Raw genomic sequence first — 16,543 nt, 5'->3', positions numbered from 1 at the left:
ATAACATCTACTCAAGATTTACATTCATAGATGTTAAAAGAAAAAATATTACGTATTTGATATTCTCGTTCACAATAGAAATGATGGAGTGGTATTATAAGATAAGACATTAACTCACTATAATTAAGTCTTTGATATTCATACTGAATCAATTAAAATCGTTTTCTTGAAAGTTACAAAGAGGAGTGGTGTGTGAGTAAAATTGATTGAAAAAAGGAATAAAAATGTTCCTTATGAAACCTCTCAAATGCAAAGGATTGCAACATTGGGGAGATGTTAAATAATATAAGGGTTCTGGCTTGTACTTTTATTAAACATAAAGATGGTAGTGCACAATGGACTTATACCTCAGCGGCAGTATGTATACACTTTACAAGTGATGTGATGAAATAGAGTTAAAAATATTTCGTGTAAAAGCATGTAAATGTAAAACTTAAGTGTATTGTGTTTAGAGTGTTCTGTTTTGTATGAAGGGGGAGACGTCATTGAATCAATATTTTATAATTTTCATAAACAATATTCTTCCTCTAAATTTCTCATTATAATTCATTGCACGATCTATATGCTTTATTTTCCTTTTTTGCCGTTGCAAATTTTAATGATTCAACTTCGTAATTTTAGAACAGACGGAGCTATCCTAAAATTCTTACAGGCAAGTTTGAACGAATGATTATAATTATACATTCAGATTATCTTAAACGAAGAAAATATTTTCATCCCCAATAAATATGAAAAACTCCTGCTATGAAAACTGATAAATCCTCAATCTCTTTGTTGTTTATATGTCAATAAATTAAACGCAAAGGAAAATTCTTTGTCGTTCTTAGGATATTTTTCGTTTCCGAGCTTGATTTTTCATTCCAAATCGACAATATGAACTCGGGAGGTTGGTGGTGGACGAACTACTCGCCAACTGGGTCAGGTCTGGAAAGAAGCAGCCCCAACGAGTTCTGGTACGGGTCATTGTTCCAACCTCCTATTTTGCTGAAGAAATTATTTTTTATGCTGTCTTTTAGCGAGGTATTTTTAATCTTCAGAGCGGCATTTGTATGCAGCAAATAAAGGGATTTTGTTGTTTTTAAACAAATTGTCCCATAAATAATTTGATTAAGAAAAAATCCTTTTATATGAGACTACAGTATTGATCTATGCTTTTGTATTATCAAAATGTACGCATAAAGAACTTCGAAGTTGGAAATATTCATGGAAAATTTACCGGTAGAAACAGCCTATCGTGTTCTTGCTCGTAAATATCGACCCCAAAACTTCTCTGACCTCATTGGTCAGGAAGCTATGGTGCGTACTCTCACCAACGCCTTTGAAAAAGGTCGTATTGCACAAGCGTGGATGTTAACAGGGATTCGTGGCGTAGGTAAAACCACAACAGCACGTATTTTGGCACGTGCGCTTAATTATAAAACAAAAGATATTGACCAACCAACAACTGTATTGGACTCTCTTGGTGAACATTGCACACAAATTATCGAAGGACGCCATATTGATGTTATAGAAATGGATGCCGCTTCTCATACGGGCATTGATGATATTCGTGAAATTATTGAACAAATACGCTATCGTCCTGTTTCTGCACGCTATAAGGTTTATATTATAGATGAAGTACATATGCTCTCAACACAAGCCTTTAATGGTTTATTGAAAACCCTTGAAGAACCACCGTCGCATGTAAAATTTATTTTTGCCACAACAGAAATTCGCAAAGTTCCTATTACAATTCTTTCGCGTTGCCAACGTTTTGATTTGCGACGTATTGAATCAAAAGCTTTGAGTGCACATTTGCGCCAAATTGCGAAATATGAAAAGGTAGAAGTAGAAGATCAAGCACTCTCTATTATTGCCCGTGCTGCAGAAGGATCTGCACGTGATGCATTATCCATTTTTGATCAAGCGATTGCCCATAGCAATGGCAATGTTAATGCTATTGCGGTGCGTACAATGTTAGGATTAGCTGATCAAGCACGTATTATTGATCTTTTTGAATTTATCATGAAGGGCGATGTTGTCAATGCGTTACATGAATTACGCAGTCAATATGAAGCAGGTGCTGATCCTCTTACTATATTGACAGAACTAGCCGATTTTAATCATCTGGTCACACGTTTACGTTTTACACCAGAAATAGTGGAAGATTTCTCACTAACTGAAGAACAACGTTTAAAAAGTTTAGACTTTTCAAAAAAACTTTCCGTTCCTGTTTTATCCCGAAACTGGCAAATGTTACTCAAAGGATTACAGGAAGTTAATCAAACTGCACGTCCACTTCAAGCCGCTGAAATGCTTTTAATTCGTCTTGCTCACACAGCTGACCTACCAACTCTTGATGAAGCTTTAAAAAAGCTTACGCAAGAAAAAACACCTCTCACACTCGTTACAAATTCTTCTCATCAAGAATCTACGAATGCAAATAATATAGCAAAAGAAACAACGGTCAATGCCCATACTTTCTCAAGCGTTACCAATACATTATCAGATTTAAAAACATCTTTGAAAAGCCAATTAGATAATTCCTTACAACCGGAAAATTTAGTTAAAAATCAAACTCTTGAAAAAACCAACGCCCACGAAGTAACAAAAACTCTTGAAACTTTTCAATCTACTGATCTTTCTGAAAAGATTGAAAATTTATCGCATTGTGTCACACAAATAACAGAAGAGATTACTGAACCTAAAACTCTCGTAATTAATTCTTTGCACGATATTGTTCAATTAGCCGAACAGCATAATGACACTCCTTTCAAACTCCTTATTAAAGAATTTGTTCATCCTGTTTCTTTTGAAGCTGGGCATATTACCTTAAGACTTTCTGAAAATACCCCACAATTTCTTGCTCATGATATAGAAAAAAAGATATCTCAATGGACAGAAAAACGCTGGACAATAACTTTTGTTAATGAAGGAGGTGGCCCAACCTTACAGGAGGAAAGTATAGCGATTCAAAAGACTCTTTTTTCCAATGCAGAAACAGATCCTGATATCGCAAAAATCCTCAATCATTTCCCAGAAGCAAAAATTGTCGATATTCGACTCAATAAAGAAGAAAATGATCTTGATTTACTCCCCAATACCTTTAAAAATGCTGATATTTTTAAAAATAAAAATGATATCAATGATGAATAAGGATACCTATTCCTATGCGTGAAATGATGAGCATGATGAAAAAAGCCAAAGAAATGCAAGAAAAAATGCAGAAGATTCAAGAAGAAATAGCTAATCTGCAAGCTGTGGGCACTGCAGGAGGTGGTCTCGTCAATATCACTTTAAATGGAAAAAATATTATAACAGCAATTCAAATTGATCCTTCATTACTCAAACCTGAGGAAGCTGAAATTCTTGAAGATCTCATTATGGCGGCTTATAATGAAGCAAGAACAAAAATCGAAGTCGCAATAGAAGAAAAAACCAAAAGTATGACCGCAGGGCTACCACTCCCATCAGGTTTCAAGCTTCCATTTTAATGAAACGGATTTTTTCCGTGGGACAAAAATATGTCTAAATACATTGCAGGACCTGAGATTGAACGTCTCATTCAGATTTTATCACGGTTACCAGGTCTTGGTCCACGTTCAGCACGTCGTGCTGCGCTTCATCTTATCAAAAAAAAAGAGACATTGCTGGAGCCTTTGGGAGCGGCTATACAAGCAGCTATAGAAAAAGTCGGCATTTGTTCTGTTTGTGGAAATGTCGATACCATTGATCCTTGTTCAATTTGCACAGATTTACGCCGCGATGATACAACAATCATTGTTGTTGAGGATATTGCTGATCTGTGGGCTCTTGAGCGCGCAAAAACTTTAGCCGCACGTTACCATGTGTTGGGTGGACGACTCTCTCCCTTAGATGGAATAGGCCCTGATGAACTCAATATTGCCACCTTAATACAACGTGTTGTACAAAACCCTATTACGGAGATTATTCTTGCTGTCAATGCGACTGTCGAAGGTCAAACAACTGCTCACTATATCACCGATCAGCTTTCCAATTTTCCAGTTAAAATTACGCGACTTGCTCATGGTGTCCCTGTAGGAGGCGAGCTTGATTATCTTGATGACGGAACTTTAGCAGCAGCTGTACAAGCAAGAACAAATCTTTAAAACTTTTTCTTCTTAACCTTTAGCTTTTTAATGACGGGGGAATATTCAAGTGATCAAGAAAAAACTCTCACTTTTAAACGACTTTGGTCCTGGTATTTTAGTATGTTTACTCATATCAGCCTTAGCTTATGGTTTAGAAGTTGTAGAAAAACAGCTTTTTGCAGAAGCGTGGCTTGAAAGCCTTGTTTTGGCAATTCTTTTAGGCTCTATTACCCGTAGTTGTTTTACTTTGCCAACATATTTTCAAAAAGGTATCACCTTTTGTGCAAAAACACTTCTCGAAATTGCTATTGTTCTTCTAGGTGCAAGCATTAGTATTAATGCAGTCCTTTCAGCTGGTTGGAATTTACTTGCTAGCATCGTATTCGTTATATTCATAACAATTATCCTTAGCTTTGTCATTGGTCGACTTTTCGGGCTTTCTACACATTTAGCAATGTTAGTTGCTTGCGGGAATGCTATTTGTGGCAATTCAGCTATTGTCGCTGTTGCACCTGTCATAAAAGCAAAACATGACGATGTAGCCGCGTCAATTGCCTTCACTGCTCTTTTAGGAATTCTTATTATTTTATTTTTACCCTTTTTACATCCATCTCTGAATTTGTCATTTAGCCAATATGGTGTGCTTGCTGGCATGGTTGTTTATGCTGTACCACAGGTTTTAGCAGCAACAGCATCTGTCTCTTTTCTGAGTGTTCAAATTGCAACAATTGTTAAATTGGTACGCGTTCTCATGTTAGGTCCTGTTATTTTTATTCTATCAATTATCTATCATCGCTCAGCACAAACACGTTTTCGTCTACATACTCTTGTGCCATGGTTTATAATCGGCTTTATTATCATGATGCTTATCCGCTCAAGCGGACTTATTCCTGAAACGGCTATAAATCCGATCAAACTTACTGCTCAGGTGTTCACTATCATTTCAATGGCAGCATTAGGTTTAGGTGTTGATATACGATCATTAAAAAAAGCAGGATGGCGCGTTATTTTGGCTTCAACCTGCTCCATAATTATTCTCGGTATTTGTAGCCTTATCATGATACAATTGAATGATTTAAATCATATAATACTTTGAAATATGCATTAATTGTTTCTTTTTTTAAGGGAGTATGCAATCAACCCAAAGTCCTCATTATTATTGAAATCAGTTCTTTCATAAACCAGAAAAAGTTCTAAAATACTGCTCATTATTCTATACAAAAAATTGAAAATGCTACGATATGAAGTGAAAACTATCGAATTTGCTTTTTCAATAAGCTTTTCAGTCTATAGTGATTTGCAACGGTATAGTATTCAATATGGAACGCATACAAAATAATGCTCTTTATTTCAGATCTGATTAAGTTAATTTTTTTTATAGAAGACAGAATATATTTATGTTGCTCATTCACGTACTTGTAAAAAAATACCTCTCAAGGCACATGAACTCCCTTTCAAGGCTGTGCCTGTGAATAATATAATTAAAATCCCCATGAAGTGTCCAAAATACATTGTTCATCCCCCTCTTCGCTTTATGAAGTAACAAGCCCTAGCATCATACTATTATTAACTCCCAATGTTGCAATAGCTCTTGCATTTAAATGGTTTATGAGAGAAATTTTACTCTTTTCTTCAATAGTTTTATCCACACGCCAACTCTCTTTCATGCCGTGTAAGAAAAAGATTTTAATTTATGAGTTTGAAATGAAAAAATCTTACAATATCCAAGGATATTATTGAACATGGCAATAATAAAATATTATTATAAAATCAATTCATTGATAACAAAAACCAATAAGAAGCACATCAACATCTCGTTCTATCCCATAAAAAGATATTGTTGCTTATTGGCACTAGTAACTTTCTTACAAATGAAATATACGATAATGAAAAGATTAAAAATACAGCAGGACTTTTATTTATCGTTTTATTCAACTAAAATATTTTTATGCTTATCCTTGCTATAGATACTGCTTCGATTTATTGTGCTGTTGCGCTTATTCGTCATAAATCTGTTATTGCGCGTATCAATGAGCGCATGAACAAAGGACATGCTGAAAAACTTATTGAGCAGATTACACAAATAATGACACAAGCCAATATGACGCTTGATCAAGTTGAGCGTATTGCTGTCAATATTGGACCTGGGTCATTTACTGGTGTACGTGTCGGTGTTGCAACAGCACGCGCTTTGGCATTAGCACTTGAAATACAAGCTGTTGGAGTGAGTGCTCTTGAAGCGTTAGCAGCACAAGTCATAAACAATAAAAGTACAGCATCGGCAATTACTGTTGTCATTGAAGCAGGGAGAGGGATGTTCTATCATCAAAATTTTCATAATAATCTCACACCTTTGGGAGAACCGGGATTAAAAACAATGGAAAATATCCTCGAAGATTTGCCAAAAAAAACCCGACTGACTGGCCCAGCTGCTGATGTCATTGTGCAGCATATGAAAAACCATAAAATATACGAAAAAATTGTCCTAGAAAAAATCCCCTGCGAAGCGGCTGATATTGTAAACTATGCTTATCTTGCTGCAAACAAACAACCACAAAATTCACCTCGCCCACTCTATCTACGCAGTGCTGATGCAAAACAACAAACCGATTTTGCTTTACCACGAAAAAAATAATGTCCAAATTTTCATTGACAAAAAAAGATTTTGAGATTGCTCCGCTACAAGTTCATGATAGTGCTGCTCTTCATCAAATTCATCAGCATTGTTTTACCCCTTCTTGGGAAAAACAAGCTTTTGATAATTTCTTAACAGATCACTCTATCTTCGGATACAAAGTTTTTCTCATTGATCGCTCTGATCAAATTTTAGGCTTTTGCCTATGCCGTCTCATCCTTGATGAAGCAGAAATCATCACAATTGCTGTTCATCCTCATTATCGTCAAAAAGGAATTGGTACCTTTCTTATCGAAAGCACAGTTCACTATCTTCACGACAAGGGCGCCATAAAATTATTCTTGGAAGTAGAAGCCACAAATCTTTCTGCTTTGAACCTTTATCAACGCTTTGAATTTCAAAAAATTTCTGAACGTCTTGCCTATTACGCGTCAAAAAATGGTCGTGGTGATGCAATTATCATGCAAAAAACTTTTAAGCAAATAGATTGAGATTTGTGTAAAAAACATTTAGACAAGCACTATGAATAAAGTAAATCCTAAAAATACATCTCCTGTTGCTCCTAAAAAGGTTTTTATCAAAACTTATGGATGTCAAATGAATGTTTATGATAGCCAACGGATGACTGATAGTCTCAGTTCGCAAGGCTATGTGACAACACAAATTCCCAATGATGCCGATCTTATTCTTGTTAATACCTGTCATATTCGTGAAAAAGCAGCAGAAAAACTTTATTCTGATCTCGGTCGTTTGCGCGTTATGCGTCAAGAGCGCACACCTGATAAACCCCTTATGGTTGGTGTAACAGGTTGTGTTGCACAAGCTGAGGGAAGTGAAATCTTGCGCCGTGCTCCAACAGTGGATCTTGTTATTGGTCCACAAATGTATCATCGCCTGCCAGAATTGTTAGAAAAAGCCAAACAAGGGAAAAAAATTATCGAAACAGACTATGCTGTTGAAGATAAATTTGCTCATTTGCCGCCCCATAATAAACATGCAGTAAGAAAACGAGGTGTGAGCGCATTTTTAACAGTACAAGAAGGGTGCGACAAATTTTGCACTTTTTGTGTTGTTCCGTACACACGCGGTGCTGAAATATCACGGTCTGTCGAGCAAATTACTGAAGAAGCCCGCCAGCTTATTGAAGCAGGTGTTAAAGAGATTACGCTGCTTGGACAAAATGTCAATGGTTGGCATGGACAAAGTGCTGATGGCAAAACTTGGCGTCTTGGCGATCTTCTTTATCATCTTGCAAAACTCGATGGTTTAAAGCGTTTGCGTTACACAACCAGCCACCCGCGTGATATGGATGATAGCCTTATTGCCGCACATCGAGATCTTGATATGTTAATGCCTTACCTCCATCTGCCTGTTCAATCAGGTTCAGATCGCATCTTAAAAGCCATGAATCGCCAACACAAAAGTTCTCATTATCTTCATCTTATTGAAAAAATTCGGACTGCACGACCCGATATTGCCTTTTCAGGTGATTTTATTGTAGGATTTCCAGGCGAAACAGATGAAGATTTTGAAGAAACCATTAAACTTATTCAACAAGTGCAATACAGTTCAGCTTATTCTTTTAAATATTCCCCCCGTCCTGGAACAGTGGGAGCCACAATGAAAAATCATGTTGATGAATCTGTAAAAGATGCCCGACTTCAACATTTACAAATCCTTCTCCTTGAGCAACAAAATGCGTTTTTGCGTTCTAAAATTGGTCAAAAAACGAACGTTCTCATCGAAAAACCTGGACGTCACTCAGGGCAAATGGTAGGACGTTCCCCTTGGCTTTTACCTGTTGTCGTCGATACAGAAGCCTCTACAGGTAGCGTGATAGAAATTCATATTAAAAATGCAAGCTCAAACAGTTTTGTTGGTGAAGTGACAAATAGATAAACATGCCTCTAACACCTTGTTCACAATAAATATTTTGGAAAACTCTTTTATTTTAAAAGAAAACGATTACATCTAAAGCGTGCACTTTTTGTAAAAAATTGTCTTTATAAAGTTTACTTAACAAAATGTGCAATATTTATGTAGATATGGAGAATAGACTGAAAACTTCAACCGAAAAAATAAAGCGTATTAAAGAAAAAGTAAATACGTCCCTTGAAAAGGCTGATACCTTGAAACAAACAAGCGCTTCAGATCTGAGCCAAGTTGTTTTGATTTTCGAAAATAATAAATATGCAAAAGCAGTTTTTGGTAAATTTGACGAAAATCTCGCTTATATCGAAAAAAAACTCGAACTTAGTATTCATCCGCGTGGTAATGAAGTCTTAATCCGTGGAAATATTTCTGTTATAAAACGTGCGCAATATGTATTGCAGCAGCTTTATGAACGAGCCAAAACACATCAAGAGCTCACTTTATCAGATATAAAAGGAGCGATTTCTATGGCAAATATACCAAAGAAGCAGAAAGAAGACACAATAGCACACAAATCTGCAACGAAACGTATACCAGCAAGGTTGAGTACCCATAAAAAAATAATTCATGCAAGAACTCCAACACAAGACGCTTACATAAGCGCTATGGAGCATACTGAACTTGTGTTTGGTATAGGACCAGCAGGAACAGGAAAAACGTATCTTGCTGTTGCTCATGCTGCAATGCTTCTAGAACGCGGTATCATTGAGCGAATTATTCTCTCACGTCCGGCTGTTGAAGCTGGAGAACATCTTGGTTTTCTTCCCGGTGATCTCAAAGAAAAAGTCGACCCATATTTACGACCACTTTATGATGCTCTTTATGATATGATGCCCGCTGAAAAAATAGAACGCATTTTAGCCTCTGGTGTCATAGAAATTGCTCCTCTCGCCTTTATGCGCGGACGAACACTTGCCCATGCCGCTGTTATTCTTGATGAGGCACAAAATACTACACCCATGCAAATGAAGATGTTTCTCACACGTCTTGGAGAAGGAACGCGTATGATTGTTACCGGTGACGTAAGCCAAATTGATTTGCCTATAGGGCAAAAATCAGGTCTCATTGAAGCAATTCGCATTCTTTCAAATGTAGAAAGTATCGCAATTGTGCATTTTGATGAAAAAGATGTTGTACGCCATCCACTTGTTGCTGCTATCGTTGGTGCTTATGATCGTGATTCAGAAATACAAAATAAAAAAAATCATTCGCATGCGATGCATTAAAAAATGAATTTGATTCATCATGATTATTATTGATATAATGATTAAAAGCGCAGGGTGGAATGATGAGAAAATGCTTTATAATATCACTGAAAAAGCATTAATGACAACTATGCATCATGTTTCATTGGCAAATGTTGTAAGCGAGATTAGCTTGCTTTTTACGAATGATGAACATATGGCACAAATCAATGCACAATGGCGCAACAAAAACAAATCTACTAATGTATTATCCTTTCCTGCTTTTCCACTTAAGGCTGGAAATCGACCTGGTCCCATGCTCGGTGATATTATTATTGCCCGAGAAACTGTTGTTTTCGAAGCAGAGAAAGAAGGAAAAACATTTCAAGACCATTTAACACATATGATTGTTCATGGTATCTTGCATCTGCTTGGTTATGACCATGAAACTGATGATGAAGCATATAAAATGGAAAAGCTCGAAAGAGAAATTCTTCAAAAGCTTTCCATAAGAGATCCTTACGCATAATTGTCTATCAATGATAAAATTTAACTTTTAAAATTAATATTACAAGCATACCATTTAAAGCCTCTTATTTATCTATTATAAGAAAGAAAGTTTAGAAGATTTCAAAACCATGGACAACAAAATAAATACACAAAATAATAGTCAAACATCTTCTAACAATGAAAAAAAATCTTCTCAACAGACGAATCATACAGAAAAATATTCTCTGATGAATCATTTATTTTCATTCTTACGTGGTCGTAATTGTGCACCTACGTCACTGCGCGATGATCTTACCGTTGCCCTCACGACTAACAATGAAAAAGATACCGCCCCCTTCTCGCCTGAAGAACGTACTATGCTGCATAACATTTTACGTTTACGTGAAGCACGCGTGGATGATGTTATGATACCTCGTTCTGAAATCGAAGCATTAGAAATAAACACTTCACTTGGAGAAACCCTTAAATGTTTTGCAAAAATTGGTCATTCTCGCATACCCGTTTATGCTGAAACTTTAGATGATCCGCGCGGCATGATCCATATCCGCGATATTCTTAACTATATGATTCGCTTTATTATCAATCCAACAAAAACCGAACAAAAATCCGATTTTCTTCAATTAAACCATACAGACTTACATACTCCAATCGGTGAATTGGACTTGATCCGAACAGTTCTCTTTGTTCCCAGTTCTATGCTTGCAAGCAAATTATTAACACGGATGCAAACTACACGAACTCAAATGGCTTTAGTTATTGATGAACATGGAGGAACAGATGGTCTCGTTTCAATGGAAGATATTGTTGAGTTAGTCGTTGGGGATATCGAAGATGAACATGATAATGTCGACAATGCTATCGTACGTGAACCCAATAATAAATGGCTCGTTGATGCAAGAACTGAACTAGAAGATGTGGAGAAAGCTCTTGGTCCTGATTTTATCGTAGGGGAATATGGTGATGAAGTTGATACTATTGGTGGTTTGATCGTCTCCATTCTTGATCGCATTCCTGCCAAAGGTGAAATTGTTGAAGCTGTACCTGGCTATAGATTTCGTATTTTAGAAGCTGATAAACGCCGGATTAAACGGTTGCGCATTTTTCGCATTCCAAAAAATGAGAATCTTGAAAACAATGCCATCCCTAAAGAATAGTTCAGCGTTTTTACACAATTTCATTGTTTTTTTATTCTCTGTTACAGGCTGGAAACGCCAAGCATGGATATTTCTGTGTGGTGCTCTTACTTCTTTTGCACTTCCACCCTTTTATTTAACACCTCTTTGCTTTTTAACTTTCCCTCTCTTTATTGTTTTACTGGACTCAATACAAGCCACCAAAAATAATAAAAAACATTTTTTTACTTACGCTCTAAGCTGTGGAACCTTTGGTTTTAGTTATTTTATTTGCGGCCTTTGGTGGCTATGCAATGCTTTGTTAACAGATCCAGATTCTTTTGGTTGGGCCGTCCCTTTAGCCATTTTAGTCCCTCCACTCTACCTTTCTCTTTATTGGTTTTTTTCTGGTTTCATTGTCGGTTTATTATGGACAAAAGGAATAGCACGCTTTTTTGTTTTAGCCTTTGCATTAGGATTGTCCGAGTGGTTGCGTGCGTTTTTATTCACAGGATTTCCATGGAACTCTCTTGGCTATACAGCCATGCCAACCCCAATGTTCATGCAATCTGATGCAATCGTGGGACTTTACGGAATGAATATTCTTGCTGTCTTAGCCTACAGTTTGCCAACTGTTTTACTCACAGATGAAAAAAAGAAAGTGGCACTTTCTCTTTGCTTATCACTTATCTTCATTCACTGTGGTTTTGGGTTTTATCGTCTTCATACTATAGAAGACACAGCTGAAGATCAAAAAAGTGCTTATTGGGTGCGCATTGTTCAACCGTCCATCCAACAAAATATAAAATTGCGTGATAATACACGAGAAGCTATGTTGGAAGCGCATATGAAGCTAAGTGCAACACCAACAACCGATCAAAATTCAGAACCCGATTTTATCGTATGGCCTGAAGCTTCCGTTCCTTACCTTCTCTATGATCAATCATCTATCACAATGCACATCGCCTCTCTTTTAAAACCTAAACAATGGGCTATTGTTGGAGCAATACGCGCCAGCAATGATCTACCTTATTCCCAAACACAATATTTTAATACAATTGCAGTCATTAATGCTCAAGGTAATATTTTAAATACTTCCGATAAACTTCATTTGGTTCCTTTTGGTGAGTATCTTCCTTATCAGAATTTATTGAAAAAAATTGGATTGCGCACCCTTGCCGATAATATTGGTGGATATAGTGCTGCAAGTGTGCGCAAAATTGTTACAATGCCAAACGGATTTTCTTATCTACCCTTGATTTGTTATGAAGCAATATTTCCCCATGAAATGACTTTCAAAGGCTCCCCGCCTCAAGCAATTATTAATATTACAAATGATGCATGGTTTGGTGTAACACCTGGACCCTATCAACATCTTCAACAAGCACAGCTTCGTGCCGTTGAACTGGGAATTCCCCTCATACGGGCAGCCAATAATGGCATATCAGCTGTTATTGATTCTTATGGACGAATCGTTGTAGCTCTTCGACAAAATGCTGTGGGCATTATTGATTCACGAATTCCATCATCCATTACCCCTATAGGAAGCAATGAATACAGAACTTTCTCTACTTTTACCTTATTCATCCTTATGCTATTGTGTCGTATTGGTTTTGGTTTTACAAAACAGCTTAAATGATTCAAGTGCCCTTTGTACGGTATTATGTTGCGTGTACCAGTAATATTGGGAAAAAATATTACATATTGTTTTAATTATATGATAAATCAACTGCGCATAAATATGATGTTGGTTTAGAAGAAAAATGCTGGAAATAAAGAGTTGCATTATGACCGAAACTAGAAAAAAACCTGACCCTATAGATATCTATGTTGGAACTCGTATCCGTTTACGTCGTAATATTTTAGGACTCACTCAAGAGAAACTAGGTGAAAAATTAGGAATTACTTTTCAGCAAATCCAAAAATATGAAAAAGGAACAAACCGTATTGGTGCCAGCCGTCTTCAAGCGATAGCGGAAATTATGGATGTTCCTGTTTCTTACTTTTTTGATAAAGGACTTACCTCCCAACAAGTAGAAGGTTTTGCTGAAAGTGAACACAATTTTATAGACTTTTGTTCTAGCAGCGAAGGGATTCAGCTCATGCGCGCTTTTACAAATATATCTGATGCTAAAGTGCGTCGAAAAATTATTGACTTGGCAAAAGCACTTTCTGAGGAAGATTTGACAAATAAGTTATAAATTAAAATTATATCTTTTCTCTTTTATTCATATACATTTGCATTGACTATTTGCTGTAGAATTAGCAAATGATGACGACTTTAGTAAGCAATTGATTAAATCGTTGGTTTTCTTTTTTGAAGGAGTTCCTATGCCGCATCAAGATTATCTTTTTACGAGCGAATCGGTATCGGAAGGACATCCTGATAAAATTTGTGATCGTATTTCCGATGAAATCGTTGATATGATCTATAAAGAAGCTGAAAAGACTGGTACTGATCCATGGTTAGTACGCGTTGCATGTGAAACTCTCGTCAGTGTCAACCGTGTTGTTATCGCTGGTGAAGTGCGTGTTCCCGATACGCTATTAAAAAAAGATAAAAATAAAGAATTCATCTATGATAAGACTGGCTTTCCACTCATTAATCCTACACGTTTTCGTACAGCAGCGCGCCGTGCTATTCGTACCATTGGCTATGAACAAGCAGGATTCCATTGGAAAACTGTTAAAATTGATGTTCTTTTGCGCCCACAATCAGCTGATATAGCAAGAGGGGTTGATAATGCTACGGATCGGCATGGTGAAGAAGGAGCAGGTGATCAAGGCATCATGTTTGGATATGCTTGCCGTGAAACACCTGATCTCATGCCTGCGCCAATTTATTATGCGCATAAAATTCTCAAACTTCTTGCCGCAGCCCGTCATAAAGGAGAGGGAGAAACTGGAAAATTAGGACCAGATGCTAAAAGCCAAATAACCATACGTTATAAAAATGGAAAACCGATAGAGGTCACATCCATTGTTCTTTCAACGCAGCACCTTGATGAAAGTTGGGATTCCAATAAAGTGCGTACAGTGGTTGAACCTTACATTCGCCAAGCTTTACATGACATTCCCATTTCAGCTCAATGTAGTTGGTATATAAACCCAACAGGAAAATTTGTCATTGGTGGTCCTCAAAGTGATGCCGGATTAACGGGACGCAAAATTATTGTGGATACTTACGGAGGTGCAGCACCCCATGGAGGCGGTGCTTTTTCAGGAAAAGATACAACAAAAGTTGATCGTTCTGCTGCCTATGCGGCACGCTATCTGGCTAAAAATATTGTTGCTGCTCATTTAGCAGAAAGATGCACCATTCAACTCTCCTATGCAATTGGTATTGCACAACCTTTATCTATTTATCTTAATCTTCATGGAACAGGAAAAGTCGATGAAAAGGTTATTGAAGAAGCCATCCGCAAAATAATGGACCTTTCACCTACCGGCATTCGAAAACATCTTGACCTCAATAAACCTATTTATGCAAAAACAGCTGCCTATGGTCACTTTGGTCGTAAACCAAAACACGATGGTTCGTTTTCATGGGAAAAAACTGATCTCGTGAAAACGCTTCAAACAATGATCCAAATCCCATGATTAAACATAATATACGTAAGAGTGAAGCATTTTTTGGACGCCGACAAGGAAAACAACTTCGAAACAGTCAGCTTACACGTATACAAATGCTTCTCCCCAGTTTGAATATTGATTTAAATGTCCCTCCTCCCTTAAACCTTACATCTTTATTTTCAAGCAAAGTAAGAGAAATTCGACTTGAAATCGGTTTTGGTGGAGGTGAACATTTACTTCATGAAATGGCATATTTTCCAACAACCGGTTTTATCGGTGTCGAGCCCTTTATCAATGGCATGGCAAAAATATTGTCGTCTCTTGAACAGCATCAAAACCATCAAAATCGTCTTCGCCTCTATAATGATGATGCTACACGCCTTCTGGATTGGCTCCCTGATAACTCGCTTGATGGAATAGACCTCTTCTATCCTGATCCTTGGCCGAAAAAGAAACACTGGAAACGACGCTTCATCAATATAAAAAATCTTAACCGTTTTTCTCGTGTTCTTAAAATAGGGAAATTTTTTCGCTTTGCTAGCGATATAGACAGTTATGTAAACTGGACTTTGTACCATTGTGCACAACATGATCACTTTGAATGGAAAGCAGAAAGCCCTCAAGACTGGAAACTCCCTTATCCACTATGGAGCGAAACCCGCTATGAAGCAAAAGCTCTCCGCGAAGGACGAACGCCTGCCTATCTTACCTTTATCAAGAAATAAATGATCAAGCGCTTTTCTCATAAACAACTTGAAAAATTTTGAATTTAAGAGTATCAATAGTTAAATTCTTGGTCTTATGATGAAGAGTGGGCCGTTGGACCCGCTCTTTTTTAATATCATAAAACTGATGAAACCAACTTGGATAAAATTTATGAATGAAGTTGAAAAAATAAGCAATCTTGACGAACCGCGCCTGTTTGAAGAAGATGGTATCGAAGCACAGGTTGCTGCTATTGTCATACCACTACTTAAACCTTTAGGTTTTCGTTTGGTTCGCGTGAAACTTCTTGGTCAAAATGGTTTAACACTTCAAATTATGGTTGAACGTGCCGATGGTTCTATGACCATAGAAGATTGTGAAACGGTTAGTCGAACTGTTTCTCCCCTCCTTGATGTACAAAATGTTATTGAACGCAAATATCATTTAGAAATCTCATCCCCTGGAATTGATCGTCCATTGGTAAGAAAATCTGATTTTTTTCATTGGCAAGGGCATCTTGCAAAAATTGAAACCAAAATAACAATTGATGGGCGCCGAAAATTTCGCGGGACACTTACAAATATCACGCAAGATGGATTTATTTTAAACGCTGATAAAGCTGCTTATGGAGAAGCCATGTATACCCCTATTTCCTTTTGTGATATTATAAATGCGCATTTAGTGCTTACCGATGAGCTTATTCGCGATGCATTGAAACAAAATAAAGATTTAAGTCAACAATTCATTGCCAAAGAGAACGCTAACGACTCTATACAGACGCTCAATTTCAAAAAATAATAT

Annotated in this window: 15 protein-coding genes and 1 other RNA gene; all 16 read left to right on the top strand. The window is 37.0% G+C overall.

Going from position 1 to position 16,543, the window contains the following annotated elements; translation table 11 throughout:
- The first annotated feature begins 882 nt into the window (after nucleotides 1–882).
- Nucleotides 883–980, top strand: an RNA gene (ffs, locus tag ACFIML_RS04615) — signal recognition particle sRNA small type.
- A gap of 223 nt (nucleotides 981–1,203) precedes the next feature.
- Nucleotides 1,204–3,135, top strand: coding sequence for a DNA polymerase III subunit gamma/tau (locus tag ACFIML_RS04610; protein WP_375615151.1), 1,932 nt, complete (start codon nucleotides 1,204–1,206; stop codon nucleotides 3,133–3,135).
- Between the two features lie 14 nt (nucleotides 3,136–3,149).
- Nucleotides 3,150–3,473, top strand: a complete 324-nt coding sequence (locus ACFIML_RS04605) for a YbaB/EbfC family nucleoid-associated protein (RefSeq protein WP_375606797.1) — start codon at nucleotides 3,150–3,152, stop codon at nucleotides 3,471–3,473.
- 30 nt (nucleotides 3,474–3,503) lie between these two features.
- Nucleotides 3,504–4,109 (top strand): recombination mediator RecR, encoded by a 606-nt coding sequence (recR, locus tag ACFIML_RS04600; protein ID WP_273790577.1) that lies wholly within the window; start codon nucleotides 3,504–3,506, stop codon nucleotides 4,107–4,109.
- 49 nt (nucleotides 4,110–4,158) lie between these two features.
- Entirely contained in the window at nucleotides 4,159–5,187 is a 1,029-nt protein-coding gene (locus tag ACFIML_RS04595) for a YeiH family protein (RefSeq protein ID WP_375606796.1), read from the top strand.
- A gap of 852 nt (nucleotides 5,188–6,039) precedes the next feature.
- Nucleotides 6,040–6,726, top strand: a complete 687-nt coding sequence (tsaB, locus tag ACFIML_RS04590; RefSeq protein WP_375687494.1) for a tRNA (adenosine(37)-N6)-threonylcarbamoyltransferase complex dimerization subunit type 1 TsaB — start codon at nucleotides 6,040–6,042, stop codon at nucleotides 6,724–6,726.
- The gene (rimI, locus tag ACFIML_RS04585; protein ID WP_375687492.1) at nucleotides 6,726–7,217 is read left to right on the top strand and encodes a ribosomal protein S18-alanine N-acetyltransferase; all 492 of its coding nucleotides are present in this window, start codon (nucleotides 6,726–6,728) and stop codon (nucleotides 7,215–7,217) included. Before tsaB ends, rimI begins: the two co-directional genes overlap by 1 nt.
- A 31-nt stretch (nucleotides 7,218–7,248) precedes the next feature.
- A complete protein-coding gene (gene miaB, locus ACFIML_RS04580; RefSeq protein ID WP_375606793.1) occupies nucleotides 7,249–8,625 on the top strand; it encodes a tRNA (N6-isopentenyl adenosine(37)-C2)-methylthiotransferase MiaB in 1,377 nt (458 codons plus the stop codon).
- A 158-nt stretch (nucleotides 8,626–8,783) separates the two neighbouring features.
- Nucleotides 8,784–9,884, top strand: coding sequence for a PhoH family protein (locus ACFIML_RS04575; protein WP_375610576.1), 1,101 nt, complete (start codon nucleotides 8,784–8,786; stop codon nucleotides 9,882–9,884).
- 19 nt (nucleotides 9,885–9,903) lie between these two features.
- On the top strand, nucleotides 9,904–10,371 hold the full coding sequence (gene ybeY / locus ACFIML_RS04570) for an rRNA maturation RNase YbeY (protein ID WP_375606792.1): 468 nt from the start codon (nucleotides 9,904–9,906) through the stop codon (nucleotides 10,369–10,371).
- Nucleotides 10,372–10,480: 109 nt separating this feature from the next.
- Complete coding sequence (locus ACFIML_RS04565; protein WP_375606791.1) at nucleotides 10,481–11,506, top strand: hemolysin family protein; 1,026 nt, start codon at nucleotides 10,481–10,483, stop codon at nucleotides 11,504–11,506.
- On the top strand, nucleotides 11,469–13,103 hold the full coding sequence (lnt, locus tag ACFIML_RS04560; RefSeq protein WP_375606790.1) for an apolipoprotein N-acyltransferase: 1,635 nt from the start codon (nucleotides 11,469–11,471) through the stop codon (nucleotides 13,101–13,103). Before ACFIML_RS04565 ends, lnt begins: the two co-directional genes overlap by 38 nt.
- A gap of 148 nt (nucleotides 13,104–13,251) precedes the next feature.
- Nucleotides 13,252–13,665, top strand: coding sequence for a helix-turn-helix domain-containing protein (locus ACFIML_RS04555; protein ID WP_375606789.1), 414 nt, complete (start codon nucleotides 13,252–13,254; stop codon nucleotides 13,663–13,665).
- Nucleotides 13,666–13,795: 130 nt separating this feature from the next.
- Nucleotides 13,796–15,064, top strand: coding sequence for a methionine adenosyltransferase (gene metK / locus ACFIML_RS04550; protein ID WP_375606788.1), 1,269 nt, complete (start codon nucleotides 13,796–13,798; stop codon nucleotides 15,062–15,064).
- Nucleotides 15,061–15,762 (top strand): tRNA (guanine(46)-N(7))-methyltransferase TrmB, encoded by a 702-nt coding sequence (locus ACFIML_RS04545; RefSeq protein ID WP_375614573.1) that lies wholly within the window; start codon nucleotides 15,061–15,063, stop codon nucleotides 15,760–15,762. Before metK ends, ACFIML_RS04545 begins: the two co-directional genes overlap by 4 nt.
- A gap of 151 nt (nucleotides 15,763–15,913) precedes the next feature.
- Nucleotides 15,914–16,540: a ribosome maturation factor RimP gene (gene rimP, locus ACFIML_RS04540; RefSeq protein WP_375687489.1), complete on the top strand. Its 627-nt coding sequence runs from the start codon at nucleotides 15,914–15,916 to the stop codon at nucleotides 16,538–16,540.
- Nucleotides 16,541–16,543 lie beyond the last annotated feature (3 nt).

Source organism: Bartonella sp. AC62GZZY (assembly GCF_042196525.1).
In the GTDB taxonomy this organism is placed as follows: Bacteria; Pseudomonadota; Alphaproteobacteria; order Rhizobiales; family Rhizobiaceae; genus Bartonella.
The sequence above is the reverse complement of the archived record's forward strand: the minus strand, read 5'-3'. Positions and strand labels throughout refer to the sequence as shown.

Coding starts and splice junctions, on each gene's coding strand:
- ACFIML_RS04610 (WP_375615151.1), top strand. CDS start 1,204: ATGGAAAATTTACCGGTAGAAACAGCCTATCGTGTTCTTGCTCGTAAA.
- ACFIML_RS04605 (WP_375606797.1), top strand. CDS start 3,150: ATGCGTGAAATGATGAGCATGATGAAAAAAGCCAAAGAAATGCAAGAA.
- recR (WP_273790577.1), top strand. CDS start 3,504: ATGTCTAAATACATTGCAGGACCTGAGATTGAACGTCTCATTCAGATT.
- tsaB (WP_375687494.1), top strand. CDS start 6,040: ATGCTTATCCTTGCTATAGATACTGCTTCGATTTATTGTGCTGTTGCG.
- rimI (WP_375687492.1), top strand. CDS start 6,726: ATGTCCAAATTTTCATTGACAAAAAAAGATTTTGAGATTGCTCCGCTA.
- miaB (WP_375606793.1), top strand. CDS start 7,249: ATGAATAAAGTAAATCCTAAAAATACATCTCCTGTTGCTCCTAAAAAG.
- ybeY (WP_375606792.1), top strand. CDS start 9,904: ATGATTATTATTGATATAATGATTAAAAGCGCAGGGTGGAATGATGAG.
- ACFIML_RS04565 (WP_375606791.1), top strand. CDS start 10,481: ATGGACAACAAAATAAATACACAAAATAATAGTCAAACATCTTCTAAC.
- lnt (WP_375606790.1), top strand. CDS start 11,469: ATGAGAATCTTGAAAACAATGCCATCCCTAAAGAATAGTTCAGCGTTT.
- ACFIML_RS04555 (WP_375606789.1), top strand. CDS start 13,252: ATGACCGAAACTAGAAAAAAACCTGACCCTATAGATATCTATGTTGGA.
- metK (WP_375606788.1), top strand. CDS start 13,796: ATGCCGCATCAAGATTATCTTTTTACGAGCGAATCGGTATCGGAAGGA.
- ACFIML_RS04545 (WP_375614573.1), top strand. CDS start 15,061: ATGATTAAACATAATATACGTAAGAGTGAAGCATTTTTTGGACGCCGA.
- rimP (WP_375687489.1), top strand. CDS start 15,914: ATGAATGAAGTTGAAAAAATAAGCAATCTTGACGAACCGCGCCTGTTT.